Here is a 25,721-nt window from a genome sequence, read left to right as displayed (position 1 = left end):
TGCGCTCGCGCGGGTCTCGCTCCCAGCGCGGGGAGGAGGGGCCGTGTTCCGTCGTCTTTGAGTCGTCCCCTTCAGCCGTCCGGTCGGGCGGTATCCCCACGGTCGCGACGGCGTACCTGGATCGAGCTGAGCTCTCCGCTCCGTCGTGACCGCCCCGCGGTCCATCGAGGAGCTGTGCGTTGTCCACTGCTGTCACCACCCCATCACCGTCCACACTGGTCGACGTCGTCGACCGGACGATCGCGCCGTCGGCCGCCGAGGTCGACCGCACCGGCGTGTTCCCCCGCGCCGACATCGAGGCGCTGGCCGGCGCCGGTGTTCTCGGCCTGCTCAGTGCCCCCGAGGTGGGCGGTTCCGGTGGTTCGCTCGCCGATGTCGCCGCGACCGTCGAGCGGATCGCCCGTGCGGACGCCTCGGTCGCCATGGTGGTGCTGATGCACTACGCCGCCGTGTCGGTGATCGAGGCCCACGGTCCGGACGACGTCCGGCGGGCGGTCGCCGCCGGTGAGCATCTGAGCACGCTGGCGTTCTCCGAGCGTGGCTCGCGCAGCCACTTCTGGGCGCCGGTCAGCACCGCGACCGCCGCGGACGACCGGGTGCGCCTGGACGCCGCGAAGAGCTGGGTGACCTCGGCCGGCGAGGCCGACAGCTACGTCTGGTCGAGCCGTCCGGTGACCGCGGACGGCCCGATGACGATGTGGCTGGTGCCTGCGGGCACACCGGGCGTCGAGGTCGCCGGCGAGTTCGACGGGTTCGGACTGCGCGGCAACGCCTCGCGCCCGATGACCGCCACCGGTGCACTCGTCGACCCCTCGGCGCGGCTCGGCGACGACGGCGCCGGGCTCGACATCGCGCTGGGCACCGTGCTGCCGACGTTCCTGGTGGGCAACGCCGCGGTCTCGCTGGGCCTGATGGAGGCGCTCCTCGACGAGGCCGCCACCCACCTGACGAGTGCCCGGCTCGAGCACCTCGGCCAGAGCCTGGCCGAGCAGCCCACCAGCCGTCTCGCGTTCGCGGGCCTGCGCATCCGGGCCGACCTGACCCGCGCGTTCCTGACCGACACGCTCGCCGCGCTGGGCAGCGGCCGCGAGGACGCGACACTGCGGGTACTGCAGGTCAAGGCCGTCGCCGCCGAGGCGGCGGCCGAGGTCGCCGACGGGGTGATGCGGCTCTGCGGCGGTGCCGCGTTCCGCAAGGAGCTCGGCATCGAGCGCCGCTACCGCGACGCACTGGCCGCGCGGGTGATGGCACCGACCACCGAGGCGCTGCACGACTTCGTCGGTCGCGCCACCCTCGGGCTGCCGCTGTTCGGGGGTGCGTGATGACGCTGATCATGGGCGGGGTCGCCTACGACCCCAAGGTCCTCACCATCTGGGACGGGTTCCGGCAGTGGCTGCGCGGGCAGGGCCTGGACTTCGACTACGTGCTGTACTCGCACTACGAACGGCAGGTCGATGACCTCGCCGCAGGCCGCATCCATGCCGCGTGGAACTCGCCGCTGGCGTGGGTGCGTTCCGAGCGCCTCGCCGCCGCGAGGGGGCACACGGTCCGCTCGGCGGTCATGCGCGACACCGACCAGGACCTCACCTCGGTGGTCGTCGTCCGCGCCGACTCCCCCGCCTCCACGGTCGCCGACCTCGCGGGCGGCACCGTCGGTGTGGGGGCGATCGACTCGCCGCAGGCGACGCTGATCCCGCTGTCGTTCCTGCGCCACGCCGGGGCCGACGGCGTGGCGGTGCGCCGGTTCGACGTCGGGGTGGGCCTGCACGGCGACCACATCGGCGGGGAGCGCGACGCCGCCCGGGCGCTGGTCGCGGGTGAGGTCGACGCCGCCTGCATGATCGACGGGAACCATCTGCTGTTCGGTCAGGAGGGCACGCTCCCGGCCGGGTCGACCCGGATCCTCGCCCAGACCGGCGTCTACGACCACTGCACGATGGCCATCGTCGACACCGCGCCTGCCGCCGAGGCCGAGGAGTTCGTGCGCCTGCTGGAGTCGATGTCCTACGCCGACCCGGAGGTCCGGCCGCTGCTCGATCTCGAAGGGCTCAAGCAGTGGGTGCCGGGACGCACGAGCGGCTTCGGCCCGCTCACCCGGGCCGTCGACGAGGCCGGGTTCTACGACGCCGCCGGCACGGTCACCGCCCGGGAGTACGACCCGTGACCCACGGGTCCGGTTCGGGTGCCCCGCTCGACCTCGGGTTCCTGGGGTTCGAGCGGGGCGCCCACCTCCTGGTCCGCCGCGCCCTGAGCGCGGTGGAGGTGGGCGGACGGATCACCGTCACCGGGGGTGATCCGGCCCTCGGCGTGCACCTGCGCGCCTGGGCCCGGCGCCAGGGCCACGGCTTCGCCGCCGTCGGTGAGCGCACCGCCACCTGGGATCTCGTACGGGGCTCCGCCGAGACCGACCGGTGGGCGGGGGCGGAGCGCGCCGGTGGACCACGGGCGAACGGGATCGTCGCCCGCCCACCGGCGCACTGGGGCCTCGCCGCCCGCGGCGCGCTCGTCGAGGCCGGCGGGCCCGACGGGCGGTTCGACCTCGACGACCGCGACGTCGTCTGGGCCGATCTCGCACCCCGGCTCTACGCGCACGCCGCCGCCGCGCAGTGGGACCCGGCCACCGCGGTCGACTGGGACGCGAGTGCCGACGTGCCCGCCGACGTGGAGGCGGCCGTCGTGCAGGTCATGACCTACCTCGTGGAGAACGAGCAGGCCGCGCTCGTCGTACCCGCCGGCCTGCTCGCCCGCGTCCATCCGCACTTCCGCGAGGTCCAGCAACTGCTCGCCGTGCAGGCCGCGGACGAGGCCCGCCACATGGAGGTCTTCACCCGCCGCGCGCTCCTGCACGGCGGGCAGATGGGCACCTCCTCGGCCGGTGGACGCTCGTCGCTGGCCACGTTGCTCGCCGAACCGGACTTCTCGCTGGCGACGTTCCTGCTCTCGGTGCTCGGTGAGGGCAGCTTCCTCGCGTTGCTCGCCTTCCTCGAGCGGCACGCACCCGACCCGGTCACCGCGCGGATCACCCACCTGGCCCGCGTCGACGAGGCGCGCCACGTCGCCTTCGGCGTCGCCCATCTCGAGCACCAGGGCAACATCGACCCGTCGCTGCGCGGCAAGCTGCGCGGCGCGATCGAGCGGCGGCACGACGCGCTGGCCGACACCGCCGGTCTCAACGCCGACGTGTTCGACTCGCTCGTCGTCCTGGCCGCCGGGTCCTGGACACCGGCCGCCATCGCCCGCGGGCACGACGCGGTCCAGGAGCTCCATCACGCCATGGACGACGGCCGCCGACAACGCCTGGCCCGGCTCGGTTTCCCACCCGACGAGGCCGCCGAGCTCTCCGCCCTCCACACCCGCAACTTCATGTGAGCTGTGTCCCGCGCACCGACGTCGCATCCGCATCGGCATCGCGGGAACCGGCACGAGACGGCCCACCTCGGAACACGGTCACGGTCGCGGCGAGGAAGACGAGCTGCAGCACCGTCCGGGGCACGAGCTGGTCGTCCCACGGCAGGTCGGCCCCGGTCAACGCCAGGTGCACGTTGGCCGGGAACATCACGACCAGCAACACGGTCAGCCCGGCCGCCGACCACCGTGCGGTACGCGGATGCAGGAGCGCGAGCGCCCCGACGATCTCCAGTACGCCGGTCGCCGTGACGAGCAGTTCCGGCGCCGGAAGCCACGGCGGCACCATCTCCACCATCGTCTCCCGCATACCGACGAAGTGGGAGACCCCGGTCATCGCGAACATGGCTGCCAGCCCGACCCGTAACGCCTCAGCGGGATGGCGCCATCGGGAACCACGGACGACTCCGACCACCACGGTCACGACGGTCACCAGCACGAGCATCATCAGCGGCATCATTGGATAGTGCTCCTATCTATTCGGTGTGCCGTCATGGTGCATGCGGACCGTCACCGCGTCAAGGCAGATCGGTGATCGTGGTGCGCGTGGATGCGGTGCCGGCGGATCTACTGGTGAGACCGCGGTTCCCGCGTAACACTCCCGACTTCGGAAGCGCTGACATGATCGTGAAATCCTGCCTGGGACTCCTCGCTGCCCTCACGGTCTCGCTGGCGCTGACCAGCTGCAGCACCACGCCGCCACCCACGGCAGAGGCGGTCGTCGCCGACCTATCCAGCGCGGTCCCGTCGATGCGACCCGGTGAACCTGTTACGGCCGAGTCCGATCCGAACCAGCTGCTCGGCCGTCCCGGTGGCTACACCTCGGCGATGCCGTTCACAGACTCCCGGGTGCCGGCCGAGCCGCTGTCGCCGGAGCCGGGCTCCGTCGCGGCAGGCGGCAAGGTCGAGGTCTTCGAGTCCGCCGAGGACGCGCAGCGCCGATTCGAGTACGTGCAGACGGTCACCCGCTCCGCGCCCATCTTCGGCGAGTACACCTATCTCAGCGGTCCGGTCGTGCTGCGGGTGGCACGAGGCCTGACGCCGGACCAGGCATCCGAGTACGAGGCGGCCCTGACCGAGTAGCCTCATGCCGTAGCCGCCGAGTCAGAGTCGGCCCAGTACGTAGAGACTGGTCACCACGTCACTTTCCTCGGTACGGGCGCTCACGGCCACCCGCTCATAGCCCGGGCCTTCGAACTCGTCCAGCCACGACCACTGGTCTCGGAGCTCGGAGAACGGCAGCTTGTAGCCGTAGGCTCGGCCGCTACCCCACCCGAGGCGCTCGCGACCCCGGCCTGCCGGTGACCGCACTGACCATCGCCGTCGTCCTGGCCGCGTTGTTCGTGCTCGGCGCCGCGGCCAACTGGTGGGCACGGCACCCGTCCTCGGTCGTGCTGCGGCATCCCCCGGGGGGGGCTGTCTCTCGACAGCCCAACGCCCGGTTCCCACGTCACATGGCGCCCTCCGTGTGGTGTCCTGAACTGCGAGTGGCTGTAACGAACGCAAAGAGCAAGTCGAGCGACACGCCAGAGAAGTAGCGACCTCGATGATCACGCAGAGGAGATGGCTGCTGCGCTGCAGACCTCGCACGGAGTACTTCGCGCCCCCAAATACACACACACCGAGGTGATCTATGAAGACCCGCGCTGCAGTGCTGGAAAAGGGAAGCAAGGAATTCGAGATCGTCGAACTCGATGTCGACGAACCACGTGTCGGCGAAGTGCATATCAAGTACGTTGCGGCCGGACTGTGCCACTCCGACCTCCACCTGACCGATGGCGTCTACGGTGACTCTGCTCGGCTGCCGATCGTGGCCGGTCACGAGGGCTCCGGTGTCATCGAGTCGATCGGGCCCGGCGTGACGCATGTGGAGCCGGGTGACCACGTGGTATGCAGCTTCATGCCCAGCTGTGGCATCTGCCGATACTGCTCCACGGGCCACGCCAATCTCTGCAATCTGGGAGCCGACGTGCTGAAGGGCAACATGCCCGATGGGACGTTCCGCTTCCACCGAAATGGCCGCGATCTCGGTGGCATGTGCATGCTCGGCACGTTTTCCGAGCGGGCGACCGTTCCGGCCCGGTCCGTGGTGAAGGTCGACCCATGGCTCAACCTGGAGGTGGCAGTACTGGCCGGATGCGGTGTCCCGACCGGCTGGGGCTCGGCCGTGAACGCCGGTGACGTGCGGGTCGGCGACACGACAGTGGTCTTCGGGGCCGGCGGAGTGGGAATCAACGCCGTGCAGGGCGCCGCCTACGCCGGCGCCAAGTACGTGGTGGTCGTGGACCCTGTGCAGTTCAAGCGCGACTTCGCCTTGAAGCTGGGAGCTACCCATGCTTTCGCCGATCCGGAGGAGGCCGCCCGCAAGGTCAAGGAGTTGACCTGGGGTGAGGGCGCGGATCAGGCCATATTGACCGTCGGCGTCATGGATGAACAGGTCGTACGCCAGGGCTTCGACATCGTCGGCAAGGCATCCACCGTTGTGGTAGTCGGTCAAGCCAATCCGGAGAAGCTGACCATTCAGCTCCCGAGCGCATTCTTCACTCGCAACGAAAAAGTCATCAGAGGGGCCCAGCTCGGCTCATGTAACCCGCAGTACGACATCGTGAAATTGTTGCGGTTGTGGAACGCGGGCCGGCTTAAGCTCGACGAGCTCGTCACCAAGACCTACACCCTCGAACAGGTCAACGAGGGCTACCAGGACCTGCGCGACGGGAAAATCATCCGTGGCGTCCTCATCCATCAGTGAGTGTTTCCTGTTCGGTGTGACCGAAAGCTGACTCGCGTTGTGCAGCGGCCTCCAGCAAGGCGCTCCACACCTTCGTCACACCGAGACGGCACTCGCCAGGGGCCGCACATGAAGCTCTGGCGCTCGGTCCGCATCGACGGAGACACCAAGACCACACACCCCGGCCGACCGGACACCCTTCTTGATGAACCCGGTCTCGTCGACCACGAACACCCCCGACGCGTCGTCGCCGAGCTGGTCGAGAACATACTTCCGGCGCCGCACGCCGCGTCGGCCTCCGCGGACATCAACGCCTCGGCGAAGCCCTTGATCATCGACCGGAGCAGGTCCGGACTCGCCTCGGCGAGCCGGTCATCGAGCCAGCCCACCGCATCGTTCACACTGTCTGACGCGGCCATCGCGTCTCCTCCCTCGAGAACCAGAGCACTCGAAGGATCACGCGGTGGCCGTCTCACATCCCGACGCCACGCCGTTGAACAGCAACTACGCCGTACACCACGTCCCTGGACGCAACCCAGACCGACCGAACTGGTCGGGTCGGACAAAACAGGCTTCAGCGGCTTGTCTGGCCGCCCTTCGGCCAGCAGAGTGGGACCGCATGACGGCCACCCAGTCGCACTCCACCACCGCACTCGCCCATCCACTGGAGCCCCTGACCGGCGACGAGATCAGCGCAGCAGCGGCGCTGCTTCGCGACGCCGGCCACATCGGCGGGCGAAGCCGCTTCGTCTCGATCGTGCTTCGGGAACCGCCGAAGGACGCGGTGCTCGGCTTCGAATCCGACGGCGCCCCGGTCGCCCGCGAGGCGGCGGCGGTCGTGCTGGACAAGGCCGACGGCCGCGCGTACGAGGCGGTCGTCTCGTTGACGGACCGCGCGGTGACCCGTTGGGAGCACGTGCCCGGCGTGCAGCCGCAGGTGCTCCTCGAGGAGTTCTTCGAGGTCGAGGACGTCGTGAAGGACGACTCCGCCGTGCAGGAGGCGCTGCGGCTGCGCGGCATCACCGAGTTCGACGGCGTCATGGTCGACCCCTGGTCGGCCGGTCACTACGGCGACGAGGAGCAGGGCAGGCTGCTGCGCGCCCTGGTCTGGATCAAGATCGGCGGCCCGGACGACAACGGCTACGCCCACCCCGTCGAGAACCTCGTGGTCTACGTCGACACCAACGAGAAGAAGGTTGCCCGGATCGAGGACCACGGCGTCGTGCCGATCCCGCAGGAACCCGCCAACTACACGCCGGACGTCGTCGCGCCGCGCACCGACCTCAAGCCGGTGTCGATCACCCAGCCCGAGGGTGCCTCGTTCACCGTCGACGGGCACGAGGTGCGCTGGCAGAAGTGGCGGTTCCGGATCGGCTTCACCCCGCGCGAGGGCGTCGTCCTGCACACCGTCCGCTACACCGACGGCGATCGCGAGCGGTCGGTGCTGTACCGGGCGTCGCTGTCGGAGATGGTGGTGCCCTACGGCGACCCGGCGCCCACGCACCGTCGCAAGAACGCGTTCGACGCGGGCGAGTACAACATCGGCAACCTGGCCAACCCGCTCGAGCTGGGGTGCGACTGCCTCGGCGAGATCTACTACTTCGACGGCGTCCTCGCCGACGGAGACGGCAACCCGACCACGATCCCGAACGCGGTATGCATGCACGAGGAGGACTTCGGGCTGCTGTGGAAGCACACCGACTTCCGCACCGAGAAGACCGAGGTGCGGCGGTCGCGACGGTTGGTCGTCTCGTTCGTGGCCACCGTGGGCAACTACGAGTACGGCTTCTTCTGGTACCTCTACCAGGACGGCAACATCGAGTTCGAGGTCAAGCTGACCGGGATCATGTCGACCGGCGCGGTCCCGCCGGGCACCACACCGACCCACGGCCAGCTGCTCAACGCGGACGGTCTGTACGCCCCGATCCACCAGCACGTGTTCAACATGCGGCTGGACTTCGACGTCGACGGGGTCGCGAACTCCGTCTACGAGATCGACACCGAGACCGACCCGGCCGGCCCGGACAACCCGGTCGGCAACGGCTTCCGCACACGTACGTCATTGCTCGGCACGGAGCTCGCGGCTCAGCGGCGAGTCAGCCTGGACAGCGCCCGCTTCTGGAAGGTCGTGAATCCGAACGCGCGCAACGCGGTCGGCGAGCCGACCGGCTACGTGCTCCAGCCGCAGGGCACGGTGGTGCCGTTCGTGCGGCCGGAGGCGAGCGTGCTGCACCGGGCCGGGTTCATGAAGCACCACCTGTGGGTCACCCCGCACGAGGAGGGGGAGATGCACGCGGCGGGCGACTACCCGAACCAGCACCAGGGCGGCGAGGGGCTTCCGACCTGGACGGCGGCGGACCGGCCGGTCGCCGACACCGACGTCGTCGTCTGGTACACGTTCGGCTCGCACCACGTAGCGCGTCTGGAGGACTGGCCGGTGATGCCCGTGCAGTACGTCGGTTTCTCGCTACAGCCCCACGGCTTCTTCGACCGCAACCCAGCCCTGGACGTGCCCCGCCCGCAGAACGGTCACTGCAGCTGAGGCGCCTCCAAGGGCAGGCTGCCCCCAGCTACACCGCCCTGCTGCGACAGGACAGCGGCGGAGGTCTCTCACCCCCACTCGAACAGCAGCGCCTCATGGCGCACGTGGATCCAGGCTCAGCCGTGGAAGGCCGGCCGGCGCTTGGCGAGACTCTCCGTCTCCGCGGCCAGGTCTTCGCCCACGACCATCCGGCTGATCAGGCCTCCGCGGGTCGCCGTGCAGATCCTGCGGCACACCCGGTTCGCGCTCGATGGAGATCTACACCCTCACCTCGCCAGAGGCCACCAGGGAAGCACTCGAGCGGATGGGCAGCAGCTTCGACGGACCTACGCCCAGCGTCGACGAGCTGTAGCTGTACTTCGGAGCTGTACAACGACGAAACCCCTGGCACAACTCGGGACTCCGAGCTTGTGACCAGGGGTTTTGCTTGTGGGCGATACTGGGATCGAACCAGTGACCTCTTCGGTGTGAATGCGGCCTGGCTTGTGCTCTTGCTACTGGGGCGGGTCGTGCAGCGCGATGACCTGCGCGATGTCTACCGGCTCGGGTCGGCCGGTGGCCGGGGCGCCCAGCAGGGATGTTCCCTGGATGTTCCTCCCGATCACCGGGCCGAACGGCACCGCTGCTCCCCTGCCCACTCCCCTCCCTGCCCCGATACAAGGCCGCACGAGCATGGACCGGGTGGTGTCCAGGGCCGCCGGCAGGCGGTCGCGGAGCGACGGTTCTGTGTGGGGCTAGGGGTCCCCGCGCAGGTTCGCCCTGGACGGCGCCCGGGCCATGTACGACCTTCGGCCGGCTCGGGGCACGGGCGACCAGTGACTTGCTCAGCGCGCTCGATGCCCAGGACGTTTGGGGGCACCGTTCTTGCTGCACAAGACCGAGCAAATACTACTCGTCGTTGGTGCTGCCCTCATTCTCGCTTGAACCGGGTTCCGTCCGAGAGTTGCGGATCGGGGGTGGCGGAGACGATCCGGGCTCCGCGAGAACCGAATCGATGAGCTCTCTAGTGACATCTCGGTGCTCGTCTTCTCTGGCACGCTCGACGGCCGCATGAAGAGACGCCGGGACATCGATATCGTACTTCCTAAGGTAATCAATCACATCAAGGAGGTCCTGCGGGCTATCCAGGGTTTGAGCCTCCCCTAGAGCGAAGTCCGATTCATCGTAGAGACCGCGACGATCGAAGGCAGCAATGAGGGCGGCGATCCAGTGGCCGTCAGTCGAAGGTCGCGGCTCGAGGTCCGACAGCCCACTAATCGTCGCATCCACGACAGGCAGATCAATGAGGTTTAGATAGGCTGCATTCGCCAGCAGGTCGTATCGCTGACGAGTATTCTTGAAAGCCTGCACCAATAGCGCCCCTACGGCGATCGCACCAAGAATTGTGAGCAACCAGCTGAAGCGCACCGAAAGAACGATACTGATCACCACTAACGGCGGAACCACTGCAATTCGCAGTTCTGTCTCACTCTTAAGTCGGTCATGCTCTTGGTACTGCACAGGAGCCGTCTGAGAGAGCTGGATAGCGCCGAATGGAAGCGTCTCTTCCAACGTGCGGACGCGAAAGAACATCAGAGCGATACCACGAACGCCATTCGCTCCTAGACTTCTCTGCATGGCGTCGATCAGGATGCTACGACCTGCGATTGTGAACGGCCAGACGTGCAGCTCACGGGATCGGTGGAGGTTAAATATCCATCGAGGTCTACGATCCTTAGCTCGCTGAAAGCGGCCGGCAGGTGGCATGACGACGTGTCGCTTTGAATCAATGAATCGCGAGAAGTGCAACAACATCGTCCCCACGCCCTCGACTAGTGGCGACACAACAGTCTGCGCGACAAGCCCCAAGAAGTATGAGAGCGCGACGGCTAGCGAGATTACAACAGGGCCTGGCGATCCGACCAACTCTACTACTTCAGGATACTGCTTAAAGCCGTCCACGATGGATCGAACGGTTTCCGGGACTAAGAGAGCATTTTGAAACTGGCGTTACCAGTCTCCGGTGCGGGCCAGCCGCCGTGACATGGTCATGATCATGGTGATGTGGACCATGGCTTCGTGGTGGGCTGGGAGGGTCTCGTAGTCCCGTACGCAGCGGCGGAACTTGCTGATCCAGGCGAAGGTGCGCTCGACGACCCAGCGGCGTGGGAGGACCTTGAAGCCTTTGACGTCGTTGGTGCGTTTGACCACCTCGACGGTCAGCGACATGACCTTGCGGGCCCAGATGAGTAGCCGTCCGGCGTAGCCGGCATCGGCCCAGACCATGCTGATGGTGGAGAACCGGCTGGTCAGGGCGATCAGCAGCCGGTGCGCGGCGTCGCGGTCCTGGATGCCGGCGATGGTGACCACGACCGCGAGTAGCAGTCCGCCGGTGTCGACGGCGATGTGGCGTTTGCGGCCGTTGACCTTCTTCCCTGCGTCGTAGCCCCGAGTGCTGCCGGGGACGGTGTCTGCGCCGCGCACCGACTGGGAGTCGATGACCGCTGCGGTGGGCAGTGGGTCGCGCCCTTCGTAGACGCGCACCAGATCACGCAGCGCGTCGTGGATCTGCTGCCAGGTGCCGCGGCTGCTCCAGCGGGTGAAGATGCCGTAGACGGTTTGGTAGGGAGGGAAGTCGTGGGGCAGCTGAGCCCAGGAGATGCCCCCGCGGACCAGGTAGAAGATGCCGTCGAGGACCAGTCGTCGGGGGTGTTTCTCCGGGCGCCCGCCCCGGCCCGTGGTGTTGCCCGGTGGCGGCAGCAGCGGCTCGAGCACCGCCCACTGGGCGTCGGTGATCGACGAGGACGGGTACACCGGGCACGGTGGGGCCTGGCCCCGATCGTGGGCCGGGCATGACAGACACGTGCAGACAGGCGAGGATGACACACGAACTCCTGGTGGCCGGCTGGCGTAGACAACCGTCCGGCTACCAGGAGTTCACTCATGATTGGACCAGGCTCGCCGATCATCCGGCCCGACGTGATCAACTCGAGTCTGAAGATCGAGTTTCAAACTGCTCTCTAAGAGGATGTACACGGATAACCAAAGCGCGCCTGCGACTAGTGGCGAACGGAGGTCGCGCACGCCTGGGAGTAAGGACGCCAGGAACCCCATACGAAGGCAACTCCAATTCTGAGTGGCGACGGCATCGGTTCATAGACTATCGCGGTACCGAGTGAGGTCGACGTAGTTCGGCCGGTGGCCTTCTCGCGTCTCGATTCGAGCTGGTCCGCGGTGGCGGGCGTGCGCGCGCCGGCCGCCGGGCCGGAGGCAGGAGGCGGACGGCAGCGGCGCCGCCCGTCCGGCCCGTCAGGGCCGGCTTGAAGACGTAAAGAAAGTCCTCACCGACCGAGCGGGTGGATTCCGGTCGGCCACGGCCAATGGTCCGGACAAGCGCCCGGGCAGCCTACTAGTACTGCAACGGCGTTTCGGCGTGTCGTGAGAGGCTGATCCGGGTTCGGCGGTGATGATCGCCGGGTGGCGGATCTTGCTGGGTGGGTGGCGGCGTTGGACCAGGTCATAGCCTCGATCGGGCCGCGGTTCTTCCGTCGCGAGCCTCGCGCGCGGGCCGGGGCGTATGTGCGCGGCCTGCTGGCCGGGTTGGAGCGCAAGAACGGGTGGACCCTGGCCGAGCACGCCGGGGCGGTCTCGCCGGACGGGACGCAGCGGATGCTGCGCACCGCGGACTGGGACGTCGACGGGGTGCGTGACGATGTTCGCGACTACGTCCTCGACGCCCTCGGTGACCCCGTGAGTGGGGTGTTCGTGGTCGACGAGACCGGGTTCATCAAGAAGGGCACCCGCTCGGCGGGGGTGCAGCGTCAGTACACCGGCACCACCGGGAAGATCGACAACTGTCAGCTGGGCGTGTTCCTGACCTACGCCAGCTCGAAGGGCCGCGCGCTGATCGACCGCGAGCTCTACCTGCCGACCTCGTGGACCGAGGACCGGGACCGCTGCGCCAGAGCCGATGTGCCCGATGGGGTCGGGTTCGCCACGAAGCCCCAGCTCGGGCTGGCGATGCTCGCCCGCGCCCATGCCGCCGGGGCCCTCACGCCCCGCTCGTGGGTGACCGCGGACGAGGCCTACGGACAGAACCCGACCTTCCGGACCTGGCTGGCCGAGCGCCAGGTGCCGTTCGTGCTGGCCACCCGCAACGACGACGTCCTGACCAGCCCGGACGGGCACCGCCGCCAGGCCAAGATCCTCGCCACGATTGCCGGCGCCCGCGACCCCGACACCGGCCGCAGCGGGTGGGAACGGCGCCAGATCGGCGCGGGCGCGCACGGAGAGCGGATCTATGACTGGACCACCGTCGCCCTCGACCCGGCCGGCCTGCCCCACGGGTGGGGACACTGGCTGCTCGTGCGCCGCCAGACCGAACCCGGTGAGGGCAAGACCACCCGCGAGCTGGCGTTCTACCGCTGCGCCGCACCCGCGGCCACGCCGCTGCGCGAGCTGGTCCGCGTCGCCGGGGCACGCTGGGCGATCGAGGAATGCTTCCAGACCGCGAAGAACGAAGCCGGCCTCGACCACTACCAAGTCCGCTCCTACCGAGCCTGGTACGCCCACATCACACTGTCCATGCTCGCCGCCGCCTACCTGTCCGTCACCCGCGCCCACGAGGCCGAAAAGGGGGATCTCCAGCCGAGCGAACCGGGCTGATCCCGCTGAGCGGCAACGAGATACGACGCCTGCTCGCCACCCTCATCCTCACCCCAGCCGCCTGCCTGACCAGCACACTCGCCTGGTCCACCTGGCGTCGACGACGCCAGCACCAGGCCCGGACCTGCCACTACCGCCGCCGCGGTCAACGCCCACCACTCTGACGAAACGCCGTTGCAGTACTAGGCTCGGAGATGTGATGGTCCTCGACGCGGCTCGTTCGGTGGCAGAACGCCACCTCGCCGAGGCGTTACCGCGTCGCTGGAACCACGTCCAGGGCGTCGCCACACGCGCTGAGGTCATCGGCCCACATCTTGATGGCGGTCCAGTCCTCGTCGCCGCCTGCTGGCTCCACGACGTTGGCTACGCGCCCGGCCTCGGCACCACACGGTTCCACCCACTCGACGGTGCTCGTGTGTTGCGCGAGTGGGGTGCCGACAACCTCATGTGCGGCTTGGTCGCGTTCCACTCGGCCGCCGCACACGAGGCTGACGTCCTGGGCCTGCTCGACGAGCTGCGTGCCTTCGACGATCCGCAGGGCCTCGTCCGCGATCTGCTCTGGTACCTCGACATGACTACGAGCCCGGACGGCGAGCGCGTCTCGTTCGACGACCGCATGGCTGAGGTGCGGGAGCGCTATCCCGCCGACCACTACGTAAGCCGCGCTCTCGAGGGCAGCATGGCCGACCGCCGTGGTGCTGTGGATCGAGCACGAGCTTGGCTGTCGTCCGTCGGTCTCGGCGGTCAGGTGTAGTACGGGGCCCGTCGGCTGAACCCGTGCTCGATCCGCAGGCGGATCGACGGGTGCACGTCGATGCCGTCCAGCTCGGCCCGCTCGACCCACAGCACTTCCGAAGACTCGTCGCTCGTCCTCGGCTCGCCGCCTACCGGCCGGGCGCGGAAGCAGATGGAGAACTCCTGTCGGACCTCGCCGTCGCTGTAGGCCATGACGTGGTCGGGGTTGCTGTAGATCCCGACCAGGCTGGTCACCTCGATGTGGATGCCGGTCTCTTCGTCCGTCTCACGGACCGCGGTTTCGGTCATGGTCTCGCCGAGCTCGTGGCGGCCGCCGGGGAGCGCGTAGAGGCCGTTGTCGGTGCGGCGGATCATCAGCAGCCGGTCGCGCTCGTCGGTGACGAACGCGCTCACGGCGATGACGATGCTGGTCGCCTTCGGCGCGCCGGGGTCGTGGAAGTGATCGGTCCGGGCCACGCGCCGGTCACCAACGGGCTGGGGTCGAGGTGCTCCACACGTCGACGAAACTACGCGCATAGGTGTCGAACAGGTCCCCGGCGCCGAGCTTGCGCAGGTGCAGTGCGGGGGCGTGGGCGCCGGGCACGCCGTAGACGTGGGTGTTGATGATGGCCTGGTCGTCGAACCGGAAGATCGAGTTGTACAGCGTGGTCGTGTGGAACCGGAACTCGATGCCCGGGGTGTCCAGTAGCGGCCGGTACGCGGCCAGGCCGTAGCGGATCCGCGCGGCGAGCGTCCCGGTCCCGAGACGTTCTTCCTGGCTGCGCAGCTCGACGGCGTCGCTGTCGGGGTCGCCGAAGTTGATCCGCACCGTCACCCCGGCGCCGGCCTTCTCGGCCACGGTGCGAATGAAATCCGGACGCTCGATGAGGAACTGGCCAGCGTGGACCAGGACGTCGATCCGGTCCGTCGCCGAGGCCAGCAGCTCGTCCCACAGCTCGGCCGGGACCGCTCCCCGGTGCGGGTAGGCGGCGACGATCTCCGAGGCCGCGATCTTCGCCTGACGCTCGGGCGGTACCGCTGCGGGCCACAGGTAGGACTCGCTCTGCCCGACCAGCGCGGACAGCGCGGCCCGGTGCCGGGCGTACGGGGTGCGGCCCTGGGTGGCCCACCGCTCGACGGTCTTGGCGTCCACGCCGATCTGCTCGGCCGCCGTCGCGGGCGTGAGGCCGGCGCTCATCAGCGCGTCGCGCAGTCGCTCGTTCGCCATCGCCGCACCTCTCCACGAACACGAGCAGGGACGTCTTGATGCTAGCTGAGACGTCCTGAGATATCCCTCCGTGTGGTCGGGCCGTCCCGGTGATTTCCGGAGTCTTGGACTTGCCCCGCTACGAGGGCCATCCCGATTCAGTCCCTGGAGGACGGTCATGGCAACGATCAAGGTCGACACCACCGGCACCCGCTACACCGTGGGCGCGGCTCCGCGTCCGAAGAACGACATGGACGGCCGTCAGCGCACCGACCGCCAGACCGGGACGCCGCTGTTCACCACACAGCTGGTCAAGCTCGACGCCGAGGGCGCGGAGATCCTGACCATCACGACCCCGGGCGCTCCGCAGGTCGAGCAGGGCGCGGAGGTTCGGCCGGTGGGGCTGATCGCGATCCCGTGGCAGCAGGGCCAGCGGGCCGGTGTGGCGTTCAAGGCCGACCGGATCGAGCCCGCGCACGCGCAGGCGTCCAAGGCGTCCTGACCGCTCGTCTGGTCGGTGGTGCGGGTCGGGGCGCTTCTTCCCCGGAGTCCCGCCCCGCACCCCGGCGCTCCGTCGCTGTTCGCGCTCTCTGCCTCGTCGCTCGCCCCGCGTCTGGAAGGCCCTGTCATGGCTCGCAACGCCGCTCCTGCCCGCACCTTCGGTGCCGGGAAGGCCCGTGTTGACTCCTTCGAGATCATCTCCGCCCCGCCCGCCAACCCCGCCGTCCGCGTCGCCGCCCTGCTGCTGCGACTGCGCGCCGAGCTGCTCGTCCTCGCAGTCGGTGTGTGGGCGTGGGTGGCGCTGGGCCCGGACTACGTCCGCGACGAGGTCGGCCGAATCGTCGCCGTCCCGGGCACCGGCTTCGAGACCAGCACGCGGGTCGCACTGTTCGTCGCGGTCGGGCTGGTGCTGGCGGGACTGCCGTGGACGCGGCGGTTCCTGTTCCACCGCGCCCAGGCTGTGCTCACCCGCCACCGGGTCCGTCAGGTCCTCGTGGAGTGCCGGGTCCTGAACTCCCGCTCGCGGGCGTGCCCGTTGACGGTGTGGGCGCGTCCGACGCGGGTCGGTGAGGTCGTGTGGGTGGTCCTGCGCGCCGGGATCGCCCCGCACGCCGTCGCGGATCAGGCGGAGGAGCTGGCGTCGGCGTGCTTCGCCCGCGAGGCCCGGGTCATCCCGTGGCCGCGGTTCACCAACGTCGTGCGGGTCGAGATCATCCGCCGCGACCCGCTGGCGCCGAACCTGATCCGCTCGGACCTGTTCCGCTACGCCTCCGGCGACATCCACGACCCGGGCTGGCCCACCACCGACGGCCCCGACTCGCCGGTCCCGACCCCGCGCCGGAAGCCGTCCCGCCCGGCGCTGCCCGCGGCCCCTGCGCCGGCGTTCGACGGCCCGTCCGACAACGGGCGTGGTGGGGACTGGTCGGACTATGTCTGAGCACCCGCCCACACAGCCCCTACCGCTGATCACAGCTGACGAGGAGGCGCCGGGTCGGCTGGTGCGTCCGCTGCTGGTCCTGCGCCGGTGGGCCGACGAGTACCGCGCCCACCGCCGCGAGCACCGCTCCGATGACGGTCCGTCGATCTGGGAGCCGATCCACCTGGGCATCGCCGAGGACGGGCGTCCGGTCCGGGTCCCGCTGATCTACCGCAACATGCTGCTCGCCGGGGAGCCCGGCGCGGGCAAGTCGGTGGGGTTGAACAACGTCGTCGCCCACGCCGCGCTCGCGACGGACTGCCGCCTGTGGTTGTTCGACGGCAAGATCGTCGAACTCGGCCTGTGGCGGTCGTGTGCGGACCGGTTCGTCGCCAACAGCCTCGACGACGCCATCGGTGCCCTGTTGGACCTGCAGTCGGAGATGGATCAGCGCTACGCCGTCCTCGACGACGAGCGCCGCCGCAAGATCACCCCCGCCGACGGCGTCCCGCCGATCGTGGTGGTTCTCGACGAGCTGGCGTACTTCTCGGCGACGGTCGGGACCAAGCGTGAGCAGGAAGCGTTCTCGGTGCTCGTGCGGGACCTGGTGGCTCGGGGCCGTGCGGCGGGGATCATCGTCGTCGCGGCGACGCAGCGTCCGTCGTCGGACATCATCCCGACGTCGCTGCGGGATCTGTTCGGGTACCGGTGGGCGTTCCGCTGCACGACCGACGCGTCGTCGGACATCGTGCTCGGGCACGGCTGGGCCGCCCGTGGTCACTCCGCGGCGAGCGTGGCTCCGGAGACCAAGGGCATCGGGTTCCTGCTCGCCGAGGGTGGTGTCCCGCGCCGGATCAAGGCCGCGCACCTGTCCGACGAGCAGGTCTACGCCCTGGCCGACCGTGCCGCCATGCGACGGCTCGCCGCCGGGATCGCCCACGGCCAGGACCTCGACGACACCACCGGTGGTGCCGCATGACCGCCCGCCTGACGACGGCCGAGCTGGTCTACGCCGGGCTGCGTCGGTGCGCGGCTGCTCGCCGTCAGGCCAGCTCCCGCTACGAGCGCGGAGCCGTCACCGCCGCTGAGTGGGCCGACTCCCTCGCCGCGTTGCACGCCCGCGACGCCCGCTGGTGGTCTGTGCTCGCCTGTACCGCCGTCGCCGACCACACGATCCCACTCGTCTACATCGCGGCCGTGTCCGCCGCCGAGGCCGGCGCCCTGCGTGCTGCCGCCGACTGGGCTGATACCGCCCGCGAGTACACCGGCACCGCTGTGGCTCGGGTGGCGTGATGACCACCGGCCACGGCTCCGCGACCGTCGACAGCCTCGCGGTCCGACGGCTGTCCTGTCTGGCCGGAACCACCCCCGCCGCCGACCTCGTCGCCGCCGCTGCGCGCCGGGAGGACTTCGCGGGCTGGCTGCGCCACGTCACCCCCGCCGCCGGATGCGCCCACCCCATCCGACTGTCCGGGACGGTGTTCCGGGTCGAGGAAGCCACCGGCCGGATCACCTCCGAGCGACACACCTCAGAGATGCCCGACGGGCTGATCTACACCGCCTGCGGCAACCGCCGCGCGAGCGTCTGCCCCTCATGCGCCGAGACCTACCGCGCCGACACCTTCCAGCTCGTCACCGCCGGCCTCGTCGGCGGCAAAGGCACCCCCGCGAGCGTGGCCGGGCACCCGTGCGTGTTCCTAACCGTCACCGCCCCGTCGTTCGGCGCGGTCCACGCCCACCGCACCGATCGGAAAGGCCGGCCTCTTCCGTGCCGTCCCCGTCGCGAGGAGACGAGCTGCGAGCACGGGGCCGGGCACGCCTGCTGGGAGCGCCACGCCGAAGACGATCCGCGGGTGGGCCGGCCGCTGTGTCTGGACTGCTACGACCACCCGCACCAGGCGGTCTGGAACCTGCACGTCGGAGAGCTATGGCGCCGCACGATGATCGCCGCCACCCGCAACCTGCGCCAGCTCGAGAAACTCACCGGCCACAAGCTCCGCCTGTCCTACACCAAGGTCGCGGAGTTCCAGGCCCGCGGCGCGGTCCACCTACACGCGTTGGTGCGGCTCGACGGCCGCGATCCCGACCCGGCCCTGTCACACCTGACCCTGCCGCCCCCGCCCGGCGTCTCGGCCGCTCAGGTCGCGCTGCTGCTCCGTGGAGCGGTCACCGAGACCAGCTTCACCACCGCCCCGCACCCCTACCGGCCGCAGGGCTGGCCGATCGCGTGGGGCGAGCAGGTCGACCCCCGCCCGGTCCGGCTCGCCGCCCGCGATCTCGACGACGCTGCGGAGATCACTACGACCGCCGTCGCCGCTTACCTGGCCAAGTACGCGACGAAGGCGACCGAGACCGCCGGGCACCTCTCGACGCGGCTGCGGCCGGACACGGTGCGCTCCTACACCGACCACGCCACCCACACCGGCCGTCAGATCGACGCCTGCTGGCGCCTCGGGCAACGCCCCGGGGGCTGGGACCCCGACGAGTGGTCGACCTCCTGGGGACGGCTGTGGCGATGGGCCCACATGCTCGGCTTCGCCGGCCACTTCTCCACCCGCTCCCGCCGCTACTCCACCACCCTCACCGCGCTGCGGCAGGCACGGCGGGACTGGCAGCGCGACCACGCCAACCCCCGCCCCGCTGCCGACGACGTGGAGCGTCTGGACGACGGGGAGGACACCACCGAGGTCGTCATCTCCGCGCTGCACTTCGCCGGGATCGGCTGGCACAACACCGCCGACGCCCTGCTCGCCAACACCGCGGCCGCCCAGGCCCGGGCCAGGAGGCGTGCAGCCCGCGAGGAACTGACCAGCACGGCCGGATGAGGAAGGAACGGAGATGACAGACAACCACTCGGTCCTGCGGCTACCGGACCGGAGCGATGACGCGGTCTCGCTGCGTGACATCCCGGCGCCGCAGGTCTACACCGTGCGCCAGGTGGCCGGCCTGCTCGGGCTCAACCTGGGCATGACCTACGACCTGATCCGCAAGGGCGAGATCCCGGCCAAGCGGCTCGGCCGACGGTGGCTCGTGCCGCGTGAGTCGTTCCACGCCTGGCTGCTCGACATGGCGTCGGCGTCGTGAGCATCCACGTCACGCCGAACGGGCAGTATCGGGCCAAGTGGCGCGACCCGTCCGGGCGGCAGCGCTCAAAGAACTTCGCGACCAAGCGCGAGGCACGGGACTTTCTCGCGACGGTGCGGACGTCGGCGTCGAACGGCACCTACGTCGACCCGCAGGCCGGCCGTCAGCGCTTCGCCGAGCACGCCGAAGCATGGCTGGCGAGCAGGACCGGGGAGTCCACCACCCGGGCCCGGGACGCCTCTGTCATGCGCACCCACGTCCTCCCGCAGTGGGGCGACTGGCAACTCGGCAAGATCGACCACCTGTCCGTGCAGAGCTGGGTGAGCGAGCTCGGCCGCCGCCGCTCCCCCGCGACGGTTGCCGAGGCGCTGCGGCTGACCTCCGGCGTTCTGCGCTCGGCGGTGCGGAACCGGCTGATCCCGTACAACCCGTGCGAGGACGTGACCCTCCCCCGCCGCCGCAAGCACGACCACGACGACCGGGTGATCACCCGTGACCAGCTCTCGGGCGATCTGCTCCCGGCCGTCCCGGCCCGGTACCGCATGCTGGTCGCCACCACGGCGTGGACGGGGCTGCGCTGGGGCGAGGCCGTCGGGTTGCAGAGCGACGCCCTGGACCTGGCCGGAGGGACGCTGCGGGTCATCCGCACCGTCGTCGAGGTCAGCGGGAACACCCATTACAAGCCGTACCCGAAGACCGGGGCCGGCCGCCGGACGGTGCCGCTCCCCCGCTGGCTCGTGCCGCAGCTGCGTGACCACGTCGCCCGCTACGGGCTCGGCGAGCGGGGCCTGGTGTTCCCCAACGCCGTCGGCAAGCCGCTGCGGCGCACACTGTTCCGCTCGCGGATCTGGCGGCCGTCGCTGGTCCGGGCCGGGCTGCTCGGCTCGGTCGAACACACCGGCTCCCACGAGTTCACCGGCCGGTGGGTCGACGACGAGGGACGCGCGAACACCCTGGTCCGCGAGACCTACGCGGCGGCGGTCAAGGCGGTGGCGAGCGCGGCGGGCACCGGGCTGCGGTTCCACGACCTGCGGCACTCGTACGCGACCTGGCTCGTCGACGACGGCGTGCCGCCGAACATGGTGCAGCGGGTGATGGGCCACGAGAGCGTCACCACGACGCTGCAGCTCTACACGCGGCGGACCGAGAACCACGACCGCATCCTCGACGCCCTGGGCGGCTCGATGCTCGGCGCCGACGGCCCCGACGACGAGGACCCGGACAACGGCCCGGCCGCGGGAATGGCGGTGCTGCGGTGAGGCGGGAATGTGGCTCTTCCCAGATGAGGGTGTAGGTCGGCCGGGCGCGTCGGTCCGCAGATAGACGTCGAGGTCTCCCGACGATGAAGGTTCCTACGCCATCCATCCGAAAGACCTCGACGTGTCCGACGCTACCCCGCCGGCCGGCTTCGGCCGCCCTGACCTGACCGCCTTCGCGGCTCATCCCAATCGACCCTGATCGGGTCTGCTGACCCCCTCGACGAGAACGCAGCGACATCACAGCCACCCAACCCCGACCGTCCGGGAAGCCGGGGCACGTCACATGGCCTGTGCTGCGGGCGTGTCGAGTGGGTCGTCCAGGGGCGACGCAGGAGCGTCGACGCGACGTGCTGAGAGGTGGTTCCAACCTCGCCCAACGTCCGTGGGCAGTACAGCTAGGACACCGGCTACAGGCATGGCGATAGGTCAGGAACGGCGTCGCTCCCTGCGCAGGAGGGAGCGCAGAGTCTCGGCGTTCGCGTAGCCGACCCGTAGCGCGATCTCGGCGGAGGTGAGGTCCGTGGTTGCTGAGAGGTGCCGAGCTCGTTCGATGCGAAGCCGTTGGACGAAGCCGAGCGGAGTGAGGTTGAGCGCCGCACGGACTCGTCGTTCGAGGGTGCGCCGGCTGGTGCCGAGCGACTGCGCGACGAAGGCGACGTTGAACGGTTCGTCCAGGCGGGCGCGCACGAAGCGTTCGAACTCGACGACGATCGGGTCCTCGTGCCGGAGATGTTCGTAGGCGACGAAGGCCGCCTGCGACGGGCGCTCGTCGATGATGAGGAGCTTGGCGACATGTTGGGCCAGGTCGGGGCTGATCGATCGCACGAGTGAGAGCGCGAGGTCGATGTGGGCGAAGGCGGCGCCGGCGGTGACGAGGTTCCCGTCGACCACGACCATGGTGTCGAGATCGAGGGCGACGGTCGGATAGCGCTTCAGGAACTCCGGCCCCAGGAACCAGCTGGTCGTCGCCCGCCGATGATGCATCCGTCCGGTCTCGGCGACGGCGAACACGCCGGTGCACGCCGCGGCGATCCGGGTGGTCGCGTCGTCGAGGCGCCCGAGTAAGGCGATGACCGAACGAGCATCTCGGCTCTGGAGGGCGTCGTGGGTCGCGGAGGCCGTGAGGGTTCCAAGCGCAGGGACGACGACCACGTCGAACTCTCCGGACTCCGACAGCGGGTGGTCCACCGACAGGGTCATCGATGCCGTCGTGGTCACTCGCCGTTTCGGTCCGAGGATGGCGAGTTCGATCGGGTCGATCCGCGGGTCGACATCACCGCGGGCTCCGTCGGCCACCCGCACGATGTCGATGACCGACGCGACCGCCGAACCGAAGCAGCCGTCGATCGCGATCAGTCCGATACGCATGGCGCGAACAATAGCAATACTGTCGTATGCGCCACTCCCCACCGGCCCTCGCTCGTCATACGCTGAACTCGCCCCACGAAGAACCCCGACTTCAAGGAGAACCCCTCATGTCCACACCCGCATCACTTCCGTATGCCTTCGTCGCCAAGATCGTCGCGGCCGATGGACAGCACGACGCGCTCGCCGATCTGCTCGCCGGCGCTGTCGCACTCGCCAACGAAGAAGTAGGAACGATTGTCTGGTTCGCGGCTAGGACCCACGCCGACACCTTCTGGATCTTCGATGCATTCCCCGACGAGGCCGCTCGCGACGCCCACGCCAACGGCGCCATCGTCGCAGCCCTGATGGCCAACCAGCACCTCCTCGGCGCAGCACCCGAGATCCTGGCGGCCGACGTCCTCGCGTCCAAGCTCCCGTAGTCCGCCAACGCACGAGACGATCGCGCCCCGCCGAGCCGTCGGACCCGACCGCCTCGACACCCGCACCACATTGACGATCCCCGACGGGCCGATCACGAGGAGGCCAGGCAACACCAGGCGCAAGCCTGGAGCGGCACTGTTTCACCGGTGGTCATCGAGAGAGCCAGCGCGGTTCCATGGCAGCGCAACTGTGTCAACTTGCCGAACCGCCCCTGCCCTGCGTTTCCGCAGGTCAGGGGCTGTTCGCCGGAGCCGCCTGTCGGAATCGAACCGACGATCTAATCACGTCGGCATTGAGCCTTTGCCAACCTGATCATCCGTTGGCGATCATGAGGGTCTGAACTGCGGCGATGAGCTCGGCGGCCCGGCTCGGGCAGGACCGGATCTTGCGCAGAACCTTCCAGTTCTTCAGCTCGGCGTTGACCCGCTCACCCGGCCCGCGTCGGCGGGCATGTGCCACGTTGACCTCCTTCTGGTTGTGCGACAGGCGTCGGTAGCGGCCGGTGTCGGGGTCGATGCGCCGACGCCGCTGCGGCACGGCCACCATCGGACCGGCGCCTTGGTAGGCGGTGTCGGCGACCGCGGGGATCTCATGCGCGGTCAGCGCCTCGATGATCCCGTGGTCGCGGGCGGCTCCCATGTCGTGCCGAGCGCCAGGCAGCGGCGGGGAGATCCACACCAGCCTGCCGATCGGGTCGGCGATGACCTGCACGTTGAGCCCGTGGGCCTTGTGCTTGCCGCTGTAGTAGGGGCGGCCTCGGCCGGACGCCATGCCGACCCGGTCGATCCGCAGCAGGCTGCCGTCGAGGATCACGAACGCCTTGCGTGAGGCGACCTCGATCGCCTGCTCCAGCGTCGGGGCCATCGCCGCGAGCAGGGCGAGTGCCTCCCGTACGTACCGGCAGACCGTCGACGTGCCGATCTCGAACCCGCAGGCCAGGTCGGCATAGGTCTCGCCCTTGCGCAGGTAGGCCACTACCAGCAGGGCCTGGCGGCCAGCGGAGAGCTTGCGCCAGCGGGTCGCCCGCTGGTTGCGGTGCGCGCGCAGCACGTCGGCAAGCATCCCGAGCGCGCGGCTGGACACGGTCATCCCGGACGGGTAAGACAACACTCTGAAGCTCCTGGTCAGGCGGATTGATCTAGGCAATCGCCCGTCTACCAGGAGCTTCACCCATTCGAGGTCACGCCACGCCGCACGCCAGCTGACCTGCTCGTCCATCAGGTTGGCAAAGGCTCATTGCGTCTATCGCTTGATGCGCCCACTGGGCGAACAAGCCGCTGACCTGCGCAAACGCCGAGCGTGGGGGACGCCGCCATCCGGTGGTGACCGACGACGACCGACCAGTACCGACCGTTTCACCGGAGTTTCACCGGAGCTCGCGGCGGCGTCGAAGCCGAGCAAGCTCCATTCTTTTAGCTCACCGCGCCTTCCTCCTCGCCGGTCCCGTCGTCGTCGAAGACGTTTGAGGGCTCTTCCCAGATGAGGGTGTAGGTCGGCCGGGCGCGTCGGTCCGCAGATAGACGTCGAGGTCTCCCGACGATGGAGGTTCCTACGCCATCCATCCGAAAGACCTCGACGTGTCCGACGCTACCCCGTCGGCCGGCTTCGGCCGCCCTAACCTGACCGCCTTCGCTCGACTCGACGGCCTCGGTCTGAACGTGACCGGGCAACGACTTGAACCGGATCCTGCGGTCCTCGCGTGCCGCGTGGTGGAACCAGATCAGTGGTGCCGACGGTGCGGCAGCGAAGGCGCTGCTCGTGACACCGTGATCCGGCGGTTGGCCCACGAGCCGCTGGGCTGGCGACCGACCGTGCTGGAAGTTGTAGTGCGCCGCTACCGCTGTGCCGACTGCGGACACGTGTGGCGCCAAGACACCAGCGCCGCGGCGGAGCCACGCGCGAAGCTCTCGCGCACCGGGCTGCGGTGGGCGCTGGAAGGGATCGTGGTCGCACACCTCACCGTCGCCCGTGTCGCCGAGGGACTCGGGGTCGCGTGGGACACCGCCAACAACGCGGTCCTGGCCGAAGGCAAGCGGCTGCTGATCAACGACCCCACGCGGTTCGAGGGCGTGAAGGTCATTGGCGCCGATGAGCACGTCTGGCGCCACGCCAGGCGTGGCGACAAGTACGTCACCGTGATCATCGACCTCACCCCGGTCCGCGATGGCGCCGGCCCAGCAAGGCTGCTGGACATGGTCGAGGGCCGGTCGAAGGCGGCGTTCAAGACCTGGCTCGCCGACCGCGACGACGCCTTCCGTGACGCGGTCGAGGTGGTCGCGATGGACGGCTTCACCGGGTTCAAGACCGCCGCTGCGGAGGAGATTCCGGACGCGGTCACGGTGATGGATCCCTTCCACGTCGTGCGCCTGGCCGGTGACGCCCTCGACAGGTGCCGGCGCCGGGTCCAACTCGCGATCCACGGGCACCGTGGGTTCAGGGACGACCCGCTCTACAAGTCGCGGCGCACGCTGCACACCGGCGCGGACCTGCTCACCGACAAGCAGAGCGACAGGCTACGCGCGCTGTTCGTTGATGACGCTCACGTCGAGGTCGAGGCGACCTGGGGTGTCTACCAGCGCATGATCGCCGCCTATCGCCACGAGGACCGGCAACGTGGCCGCGAGCTCATGGAGAAGCTGATCACCGACCTCAGCGCCGGCGTCCCCAAGGTGCTCACCGAGCTCACCACCCTGGGCCGGACCCTGAAGAAGCGAGCCGCCGACGTGCTCGCCTACTTCGAACGACCCGGCACCAGCAACGGGCCGACCGAGGCGCTCAACGGACGGCTCGAACACCTGCGCGGCTCCGCACTCGGGTTCCGCAACCTGACCAACTACATCGCCCGAAGCCTGCTCGAGACCGGCGGCTTCAGACCCCAACTCCTACACCCCCGATTGGGATGAGCCGGGAAT

The 25,721-nt window shown here is 69.3% G+C and carries 25 protein-coding genes and 2 pseudogenes; 17 read left to right on the top strand and 10 right to left on the bottom strand.

Going from position 1 to position 25,721, the window contains the following annotated elements; genetic code table 11:
- Positions 1–179 precede the first annotated feature (179 nt).
- Genes JOF36_RS14670 through JOF36_RS14660 form a run of 3 tightly spaced genes read left to right on the top strand, consistent with a single transcriptional unit; the run spans position 180 to position 3,369 of the window.
- Complete coding sequence (locus JOF36_RS14670) at positions 180–1,322, top strand: acyl-CoA dehydrogenase family protein (RefSeq protein ID WP_245350832.1); 1,143 nt, start codon at positions 180–182, stop codon at positions 1,320–1,322.
- The gene (locus JOF36_RS14665; protein WP_210027375.1) at positions 1,322–2,164 is read left to right on the top strand and encodes a phosphate/phosphite/phosphonate ABC transporter substrate-binding protein; all 843 of its coding nucleotides are present in this window, start codon (positions 1,322–1,324) and stop codon (positions 2,162–2,164) included. The genes JOF36_RS14670 and JOF36_RS14665 overlap by 1 nt, the downstream gene beginning before the upstream one ends.
- A complete protein-coding gene (locus JOF36_RS14660; RefSeq protein ID WP_210027374.1) occupies positions 2,161–3,369 on the top strand; it encodes a ferritin-like domain-containing protein in 1,209 nt (402 codons plus the stop codon). The genes JOF36_RS14665 and JOF36_RS14660 overlap by 4 nt, the downstream gene beginning before the upstream one ends.
- Here the strand turns inward: JOF36_RS14660 and JOF36_RS14655 are convergent.
- Complete coding sequence (locus JOF36_RS14655) at positions 3,362–3,865, bottom strand: DoxX family protein (RefSeq protein ID WP_210027372.1); 504 nt, start codon at positions 3,863–3,865, stop codon at positions 3,362–3,364. The two genes, JOF36_RS14660 and JOF36_RS14655, sit on opposite strands and share 8 nt — an antisense overlap.
- A 161-nt stretch (positions 3,866–4,026) precedes the next feature.
- Here JOF36_RS14655 and JOF36_RS14650 point away from each other — a divergent pair, with 161 nt between their 5' ends.
- Together JOF36_RS14650 and JOF36_RS14645 are read left to right on the top strand one after the other, a co-directional pair.
- Positions 4,027–4,488, top strand: coding sequence for a hypothetical protein (locus tag JOF36_RS14650; protein WP_210027370.1), 462 nt, complete (start codon positions 4,027–4,029; stop codon positions 4,486–4,488).
- A 550-nt stretch (positions 4,489–5,038) separates the two neighbouring features.
- Positions 5,039–6,154, top strand: a complete 1,116-nt coding sequence (locus tag JOF36_RS14645) for an NDMA-dependent alcohol dehydrogenase (RefSeq protein ID WP_210027368.1) — start codon at positions 5,039–5,041, stop codon at positions 6,152–6,154.
- 156 nt (positions 6,155–6,310) lie between these two features.
- Here the strand turns inward: JOF36_RS14645 and JOF36_RS41610 are convergent.
- Positions 6,311–6,442, bottom strand: a pseudogene (locus JOF36_RS41610) (IS701 family transposase); the annotation flags it as partial.
- Positions 6,406–6,552: pseudogene (locus tag JOF36_RS41605) on the bottom strand (IS256 family transposase); the annotation flags it as partial. The pseudogenes JOF36_RS41610 and JOF36_RS41605, both read right to left, overlap by 37 nt.
- A gap of 200 nt (positions 6,553–6,752) precedes the next feature.
- On the opposite strand from JOF36_RS41605, the gene JOF36_RS14635 reads away from it, so the two are divergent.
- Complete coding sequence (locus JOF36_RS14635) at positions 6,753–8,675, top strand: primary-amine oxidase (protein WP_210027366.1); 1,923 nt, start codon at positions 6,753–6,755, stop codon at positions 8,673–8,675.
- 494 nt (positions 8,676–9,169) lie between these two features.
- Here the strand turns inward: JOF36_RS14635 and JOF36_RS40120 are convergent, their stop codons facing one another.
- The 3 genes from JOF36_RS40120 to JOF36_RS14625 all read right to left on the bottom strand — a co-directional run bounded on the left by JOF36_RS40120 (position 9,170) and on the right by JOF36_RS14625 (position 11,468).
- Positions 9,170–9,295 carry a hypothetical protein gene (locus JOF36_RS40120; RefSeq protein ID WP_281071366.1) on the bottom strand — a complete coding sequence of 42 codons (126 nt, stop codon included), beginning with the start codon at positions 9,293–9,295 and terminating at the stop codon, positions 9,170–9,172.
- Positions 9,296–9,563: 268 nt separating this feature from the next.
- Entirely contained in the window at positions 9,564–10,247 is a 684-nt protein-coding gene (locus tag JOF36_RS14630; RefSeq protein ID WP_210027365.1) for a hypothetical protein, read from the bottom strand.
- A 417-nt stretch (positions 10,248–10,664) separates the two neighbouring features.
- Positions 10,665–11,468, bottom strand: coding sequence for an IS5 family transposase (locus JOF36_RS14625; RefSeq protein ID WP_210025079.1), 804 nt, complete (start codon positions 11,466–11,468; stop codon positions 10,665–10,667).
- Between the two features lie 663 nt (positions 11,469–12,131).
- Here JOF36_RS14625 and JOF36_RS14620 point away from each other — a divergent pair.
- Both JOF36_RS14620 and JOF36_RS14615 read left to right on the top strand, forming a co-directional pair.
- On the top strand, positions 12,132–13,319 hold the full coding sequence (locus JOF36_RS14620) for an IS701 family transposase (protein WP_372447377.1): 1,188 nt from the start codon (positions 12,132–12,134) through the stop codon (positions 13,317–13,319).
- 196 nt (positions 13,320–13,515) lie between these two features.
- Positions 13,516–14,073 (top strand): HD domain-containing protein, encoded by a 558-nt coding sequence (locus tag JOF36_RS14615; RefSeq protein ID WP_210027363.1) that lies wholly within the window; start codon positions 13,516–13,518, stop codon positions 14,071–14,073.
- Here JOF36_RS14615 and JOF36_RS14610 read toward each other — a convergent pair.
- Both JOF36_RS14610 and JOF36_RS14605 read right to left on the bottom strand, forming a co-directional pair.
- Positions 14,064–14,531: an NUDIX hydrolase gene (locus tag JOF36_RS14610; protein ID WP_210027362.1), complete on the bottom strand. Its 468-nt coding sequence runs from the start codon at positions 14,529–14,531 to the stop codon at positions 14,064–14,066. The two genes, JOF36_RS14615 and JOF36_RS14610, sit on opposite strands and share 10 nt — an antisense overlap.
- A gap of 7 nt (positions 14,532–14,538) precedes the next feature.
- Positions 14,539–15,282 carry a helix-turn-helix domain-containing protein gene (locus JOF36_RS14605; protein ID WP_210027361.1) on the bottom strand — a complete coding sequence of 248 codons (744 nt, stop codon included), beginning with the start codon at positions 15,280–15,282 and terminating at the stop codon, positions 14,539–14,541.
- 157 nt (positions 15,283–15,439) lie between these two features.
- On the opposite strand from JOF36_RS14605, the gene JOF36_RS14600 reads away from it, so the two are divergent.
- From JOF36_RS14600 to JOF36_RS38940, 7 genes are all read left to right on the top strand, one after another.
- Entirely contained in the window at positions 15,440–15,763 is a 324-nt protein-coding gene (locus JOF36_RS14600) for a hypothetical protein (protein WP_210027360.1), read from the top strand.
- 126 nt (positions 15,764–15,889) lie between these two features.
- Positions 15,890–16,699, top strand: a complete 810-nt coding sequence (locus JOF36_RS14595) for a hypothetical protein (RefSeq protein WP_210027359.1) — start codon at positions 15,890–15,892, stop codon at positions 16,697–16,699.
- Positions 16,692–17,657, top strand: a complete 966-nt coding sequence (locus tag JOF36_RS14590) for an FtsK/SpoIIIE domain-containing protein (protein WP_245350830.1) — start codon at positions 16,692–16,694, stop codon at positions 17,655–17,657. Before JOF36_RS14595 ends, JOF36_RS14590 begins: the two co-directional genes overlap by 8 nt.
- Positions 17,654–17,971 carry a hypothetical protein gene (locus tag JOF36_RS14585; RefSeq protein WP_210027358.1) on the top strand — a complete coding sequence of 106 codons (318 nt, stop codon included), beginning with the start codon at positions 17,654–17,656 and terminating at the stop codon, positions 17,969–17,971. The genes JOF36_RS14590 and JOF36_RS14585 overlap by 4 nt, the downstream gene beginning before the upstream one ends.
- The gene (locus JOF36_RS14580; RefSeq protein WP_210027357.1) at positions 17,971–19,503 is read left to right on the top strand and encodes a replication initiator; all 1,533 of its coding nucleotides are present in this window, start codon (positions 17,971–17,973) and stop codon (positions 19,501–19,503) included. Before JOF36_RS14585 ends, JOF36_RS14580 begins: the two co-directional genes overlap by 1 nt.
- Before the next feature lie 13 nt (positions 19,504–19,516).
- Positions 19,517–19,762 carry a helix-turn-helix domain-containing protein gene (locus JOF36_RS14575; RefSeq protein WP_020627013.1) on the top strand — a complete coding sequence of 82 codons (246 nt, stop codon included), beginning with the start codon at positions 19,517–19,519 and terminating at the stop codon, positions 19,760–19,762.
- Positions 19,759–21,021 (top strand): tyrosine-type recombinase/integrase, encoded by a 1,263-nt coding sequence (locus JOF36_RS38940; protein WP_210027355.1) that lies wholly within the window; start codon positions 19,759–19,761, stop codon positions 21,019–21,021. The genes JOF36_RS14575 and JOF36_RS38940 overlap by 4 nt, the downstream gene beginning before the upstream one ends.
- Positions 21,022–21,447: 426 nt before the next feature.
- On the opposite strand, the gene JOF36_RS14565 is transcribed toward JOF36_RS38940, so the two are convergent.
- On the bottom strand, positions 21,448–22,389 hold the full coding sequence (locus JOF36_RS14565; RefSeq protein WP_210027354.1) for a GlxA family transcriptional regulator: 942 nt from the start codon (positions 22,387–22,389) through the stop codon (positions 21,448–21,450).
- 107 nt (positions 22,390–22,496) lie between these two features.
- Between JOF36_RS14565 and JOF36_RS14560 the strand changes: the two genes are divergently transcribed.
- Positions 22,497–22,808, top strand: coding sequence for a putative quinol monooxygenase (locus tag JOF36_RS14560; RefSeq protein ID WP_006247389.1), 312 nt, complete (start codon positions 22,497–22,499; stop codon positions 22,806–22,808).
- A gap of 313 nt (positions 22,809–23,121) precedes the next feature.
- On the opposite strand, the gene JOF36_RS14555 is transcribed toward JOF36_RS14560, so the two are convergent.
- Positions 23,122–23,919 (bottom strand): transposase family protein, encoded by a 798-nt coding sequence (locus tag JOF36_RS14555; RefSeq protein WP_210035628.1) that lies wholly within the window; start codon positions 23,917–23,919, stop codon positions 23,122–23,124.
- 467 nt (positions 23,920–24,386) lie between these two features.
- Here JOF36_RS14555 and JOF36_RS14550 point away from each other — a divergent pair, with 467 nt between their 5' ends.
- Complete coding sequence (locus JOF36_RS14550) at positions 24,387–25,712, top strand: ISL3-like element ISPfr2 family transposase (RefSeq protein ID WP_210027353.1); 1,326 nt, start codon at positions 24,387–24,389, stop codon at positions 25,710–25,712.
- The last annotated feature ends 9 nt before the right edge of the window (positions 25,713–25,721 follow it).

This window comes from Pseudonocardia parietis (genome assembly GCF_017876315.1).
Lineage (GTDB): Bacteria > Actinomycetota > Actinomycetes > Mycobacteriales > Pseudonocardiaceae > Pseudonocardia > Pseudonocardia parietis.
This window is presented reverse-complemented; position numbering and strand designations above follow the sequence as displayed.

Bases quoted from the DNA above. Each gene is read 5' to 3' on its own strand.
- JOF36_RS14665 (WP_210027375.1), top strand. From the start codon at position 1,322: ATGACGCTGATCATGGGCGGGGTCGCCTACGACCCCAAGGTCCTCACC.
- JOF36_RS14655 (WP_210027372.1), bottom strand. From the start codon at position 3,865: ATGATGCCGCTGATGATGCTCGTGCTGGTGACCGTCGTGACCGTGGTG.
- JOF36_RS14650 (WP_210027370.1), top strand. From the start codon at position 4,027: ATGATCGTGAAATCCTGCCTGGGACTCCTCGCTGCCCTCACGGTCTCG.
- JOF36_RS14645 (WP_210027368.1), top strand. From the start codon at position 5,039: ATGAAGACCCGCGCTGCAGTGCTGGAAAAGGGAAGCAAGGAATTCGAG.
- JOF36_RS14635 (WP_210027366.1), top strand. From the start codon at position 6,753: ATGACGGCCACCCAGTCGCACTCCACCACCGCACTCGCCCATCCACTG.
- JOF36_RS14630 (WP_210027365.1), bottom strand. From the start codon at position 10,247: ATGTTCTTTCGCGTCCGCACGTTGGAAGAGACGCTTCCATTCGGCGCT.
- JOF36_RS14605 (WP_210027361.1), bottom strand. From the start codon at position 15,282: ATGGCGAACGAGCGACTGCGCGACGCGCTGATGAGCGCCGGCCTCACG.
- JOF36_RS14600 (WP_210027360.1), top strand. From the start codon at position 15,440: ATGGCAACGATCAAGGTCGACACCACCGGCACCCGCTACACCGTGGGC.
- JOF36_RS14595 (WP_210027359.1), top strand. From the start codon at position 15,890: ATGGCTCGCAACGCCGCTCCTGCCCGCACCTTCGGTGCCGGGAAGGCC.
- JOF36_RS14590 (WP_245350830.1), top strand. From the start codon at position 16,692: ATGTCTGAGCACCCGCCCACACAGCCCCTACCGCTGATCACAGCTGAC.
- JOF36_RS14585 (WP_210027358.1), top strand. From the start codon at position 17,654: ATGACCGCCCGCCTGACGACGGCCGAGCTGGTCTACGCCGGGCTGCGT.
- JOF36_RS14580 (WP_210027357.1), top strand. From the start codon at position 17,971: ATGACCACCGGCCACGGCTCCGCGACCGTCGACAGCCTCGCGGTCCGA.
- JOF36_RS14575 (WP_020627013.1), top strand. From the start codon at position 19,517: ATGACAGACAACCACTCGGTCCTGCGGCTACCGGACCGGAGCGATGAC.
- JOF36_RS14565 (WP_210027354.1), bottom strand. From the start codon at position 22,389: ATGCGTATCGGACTGATCGCGATCGACGGCTGCTTCGGTTCGGCGGTC.
- JOF36_RS14560 (WP_006247389.1), top strand. From the start codon at position 22,497: ATGTCCACACCCGCATCACTTCCGTATGCCTTCGTCGCCAAGATCGTC.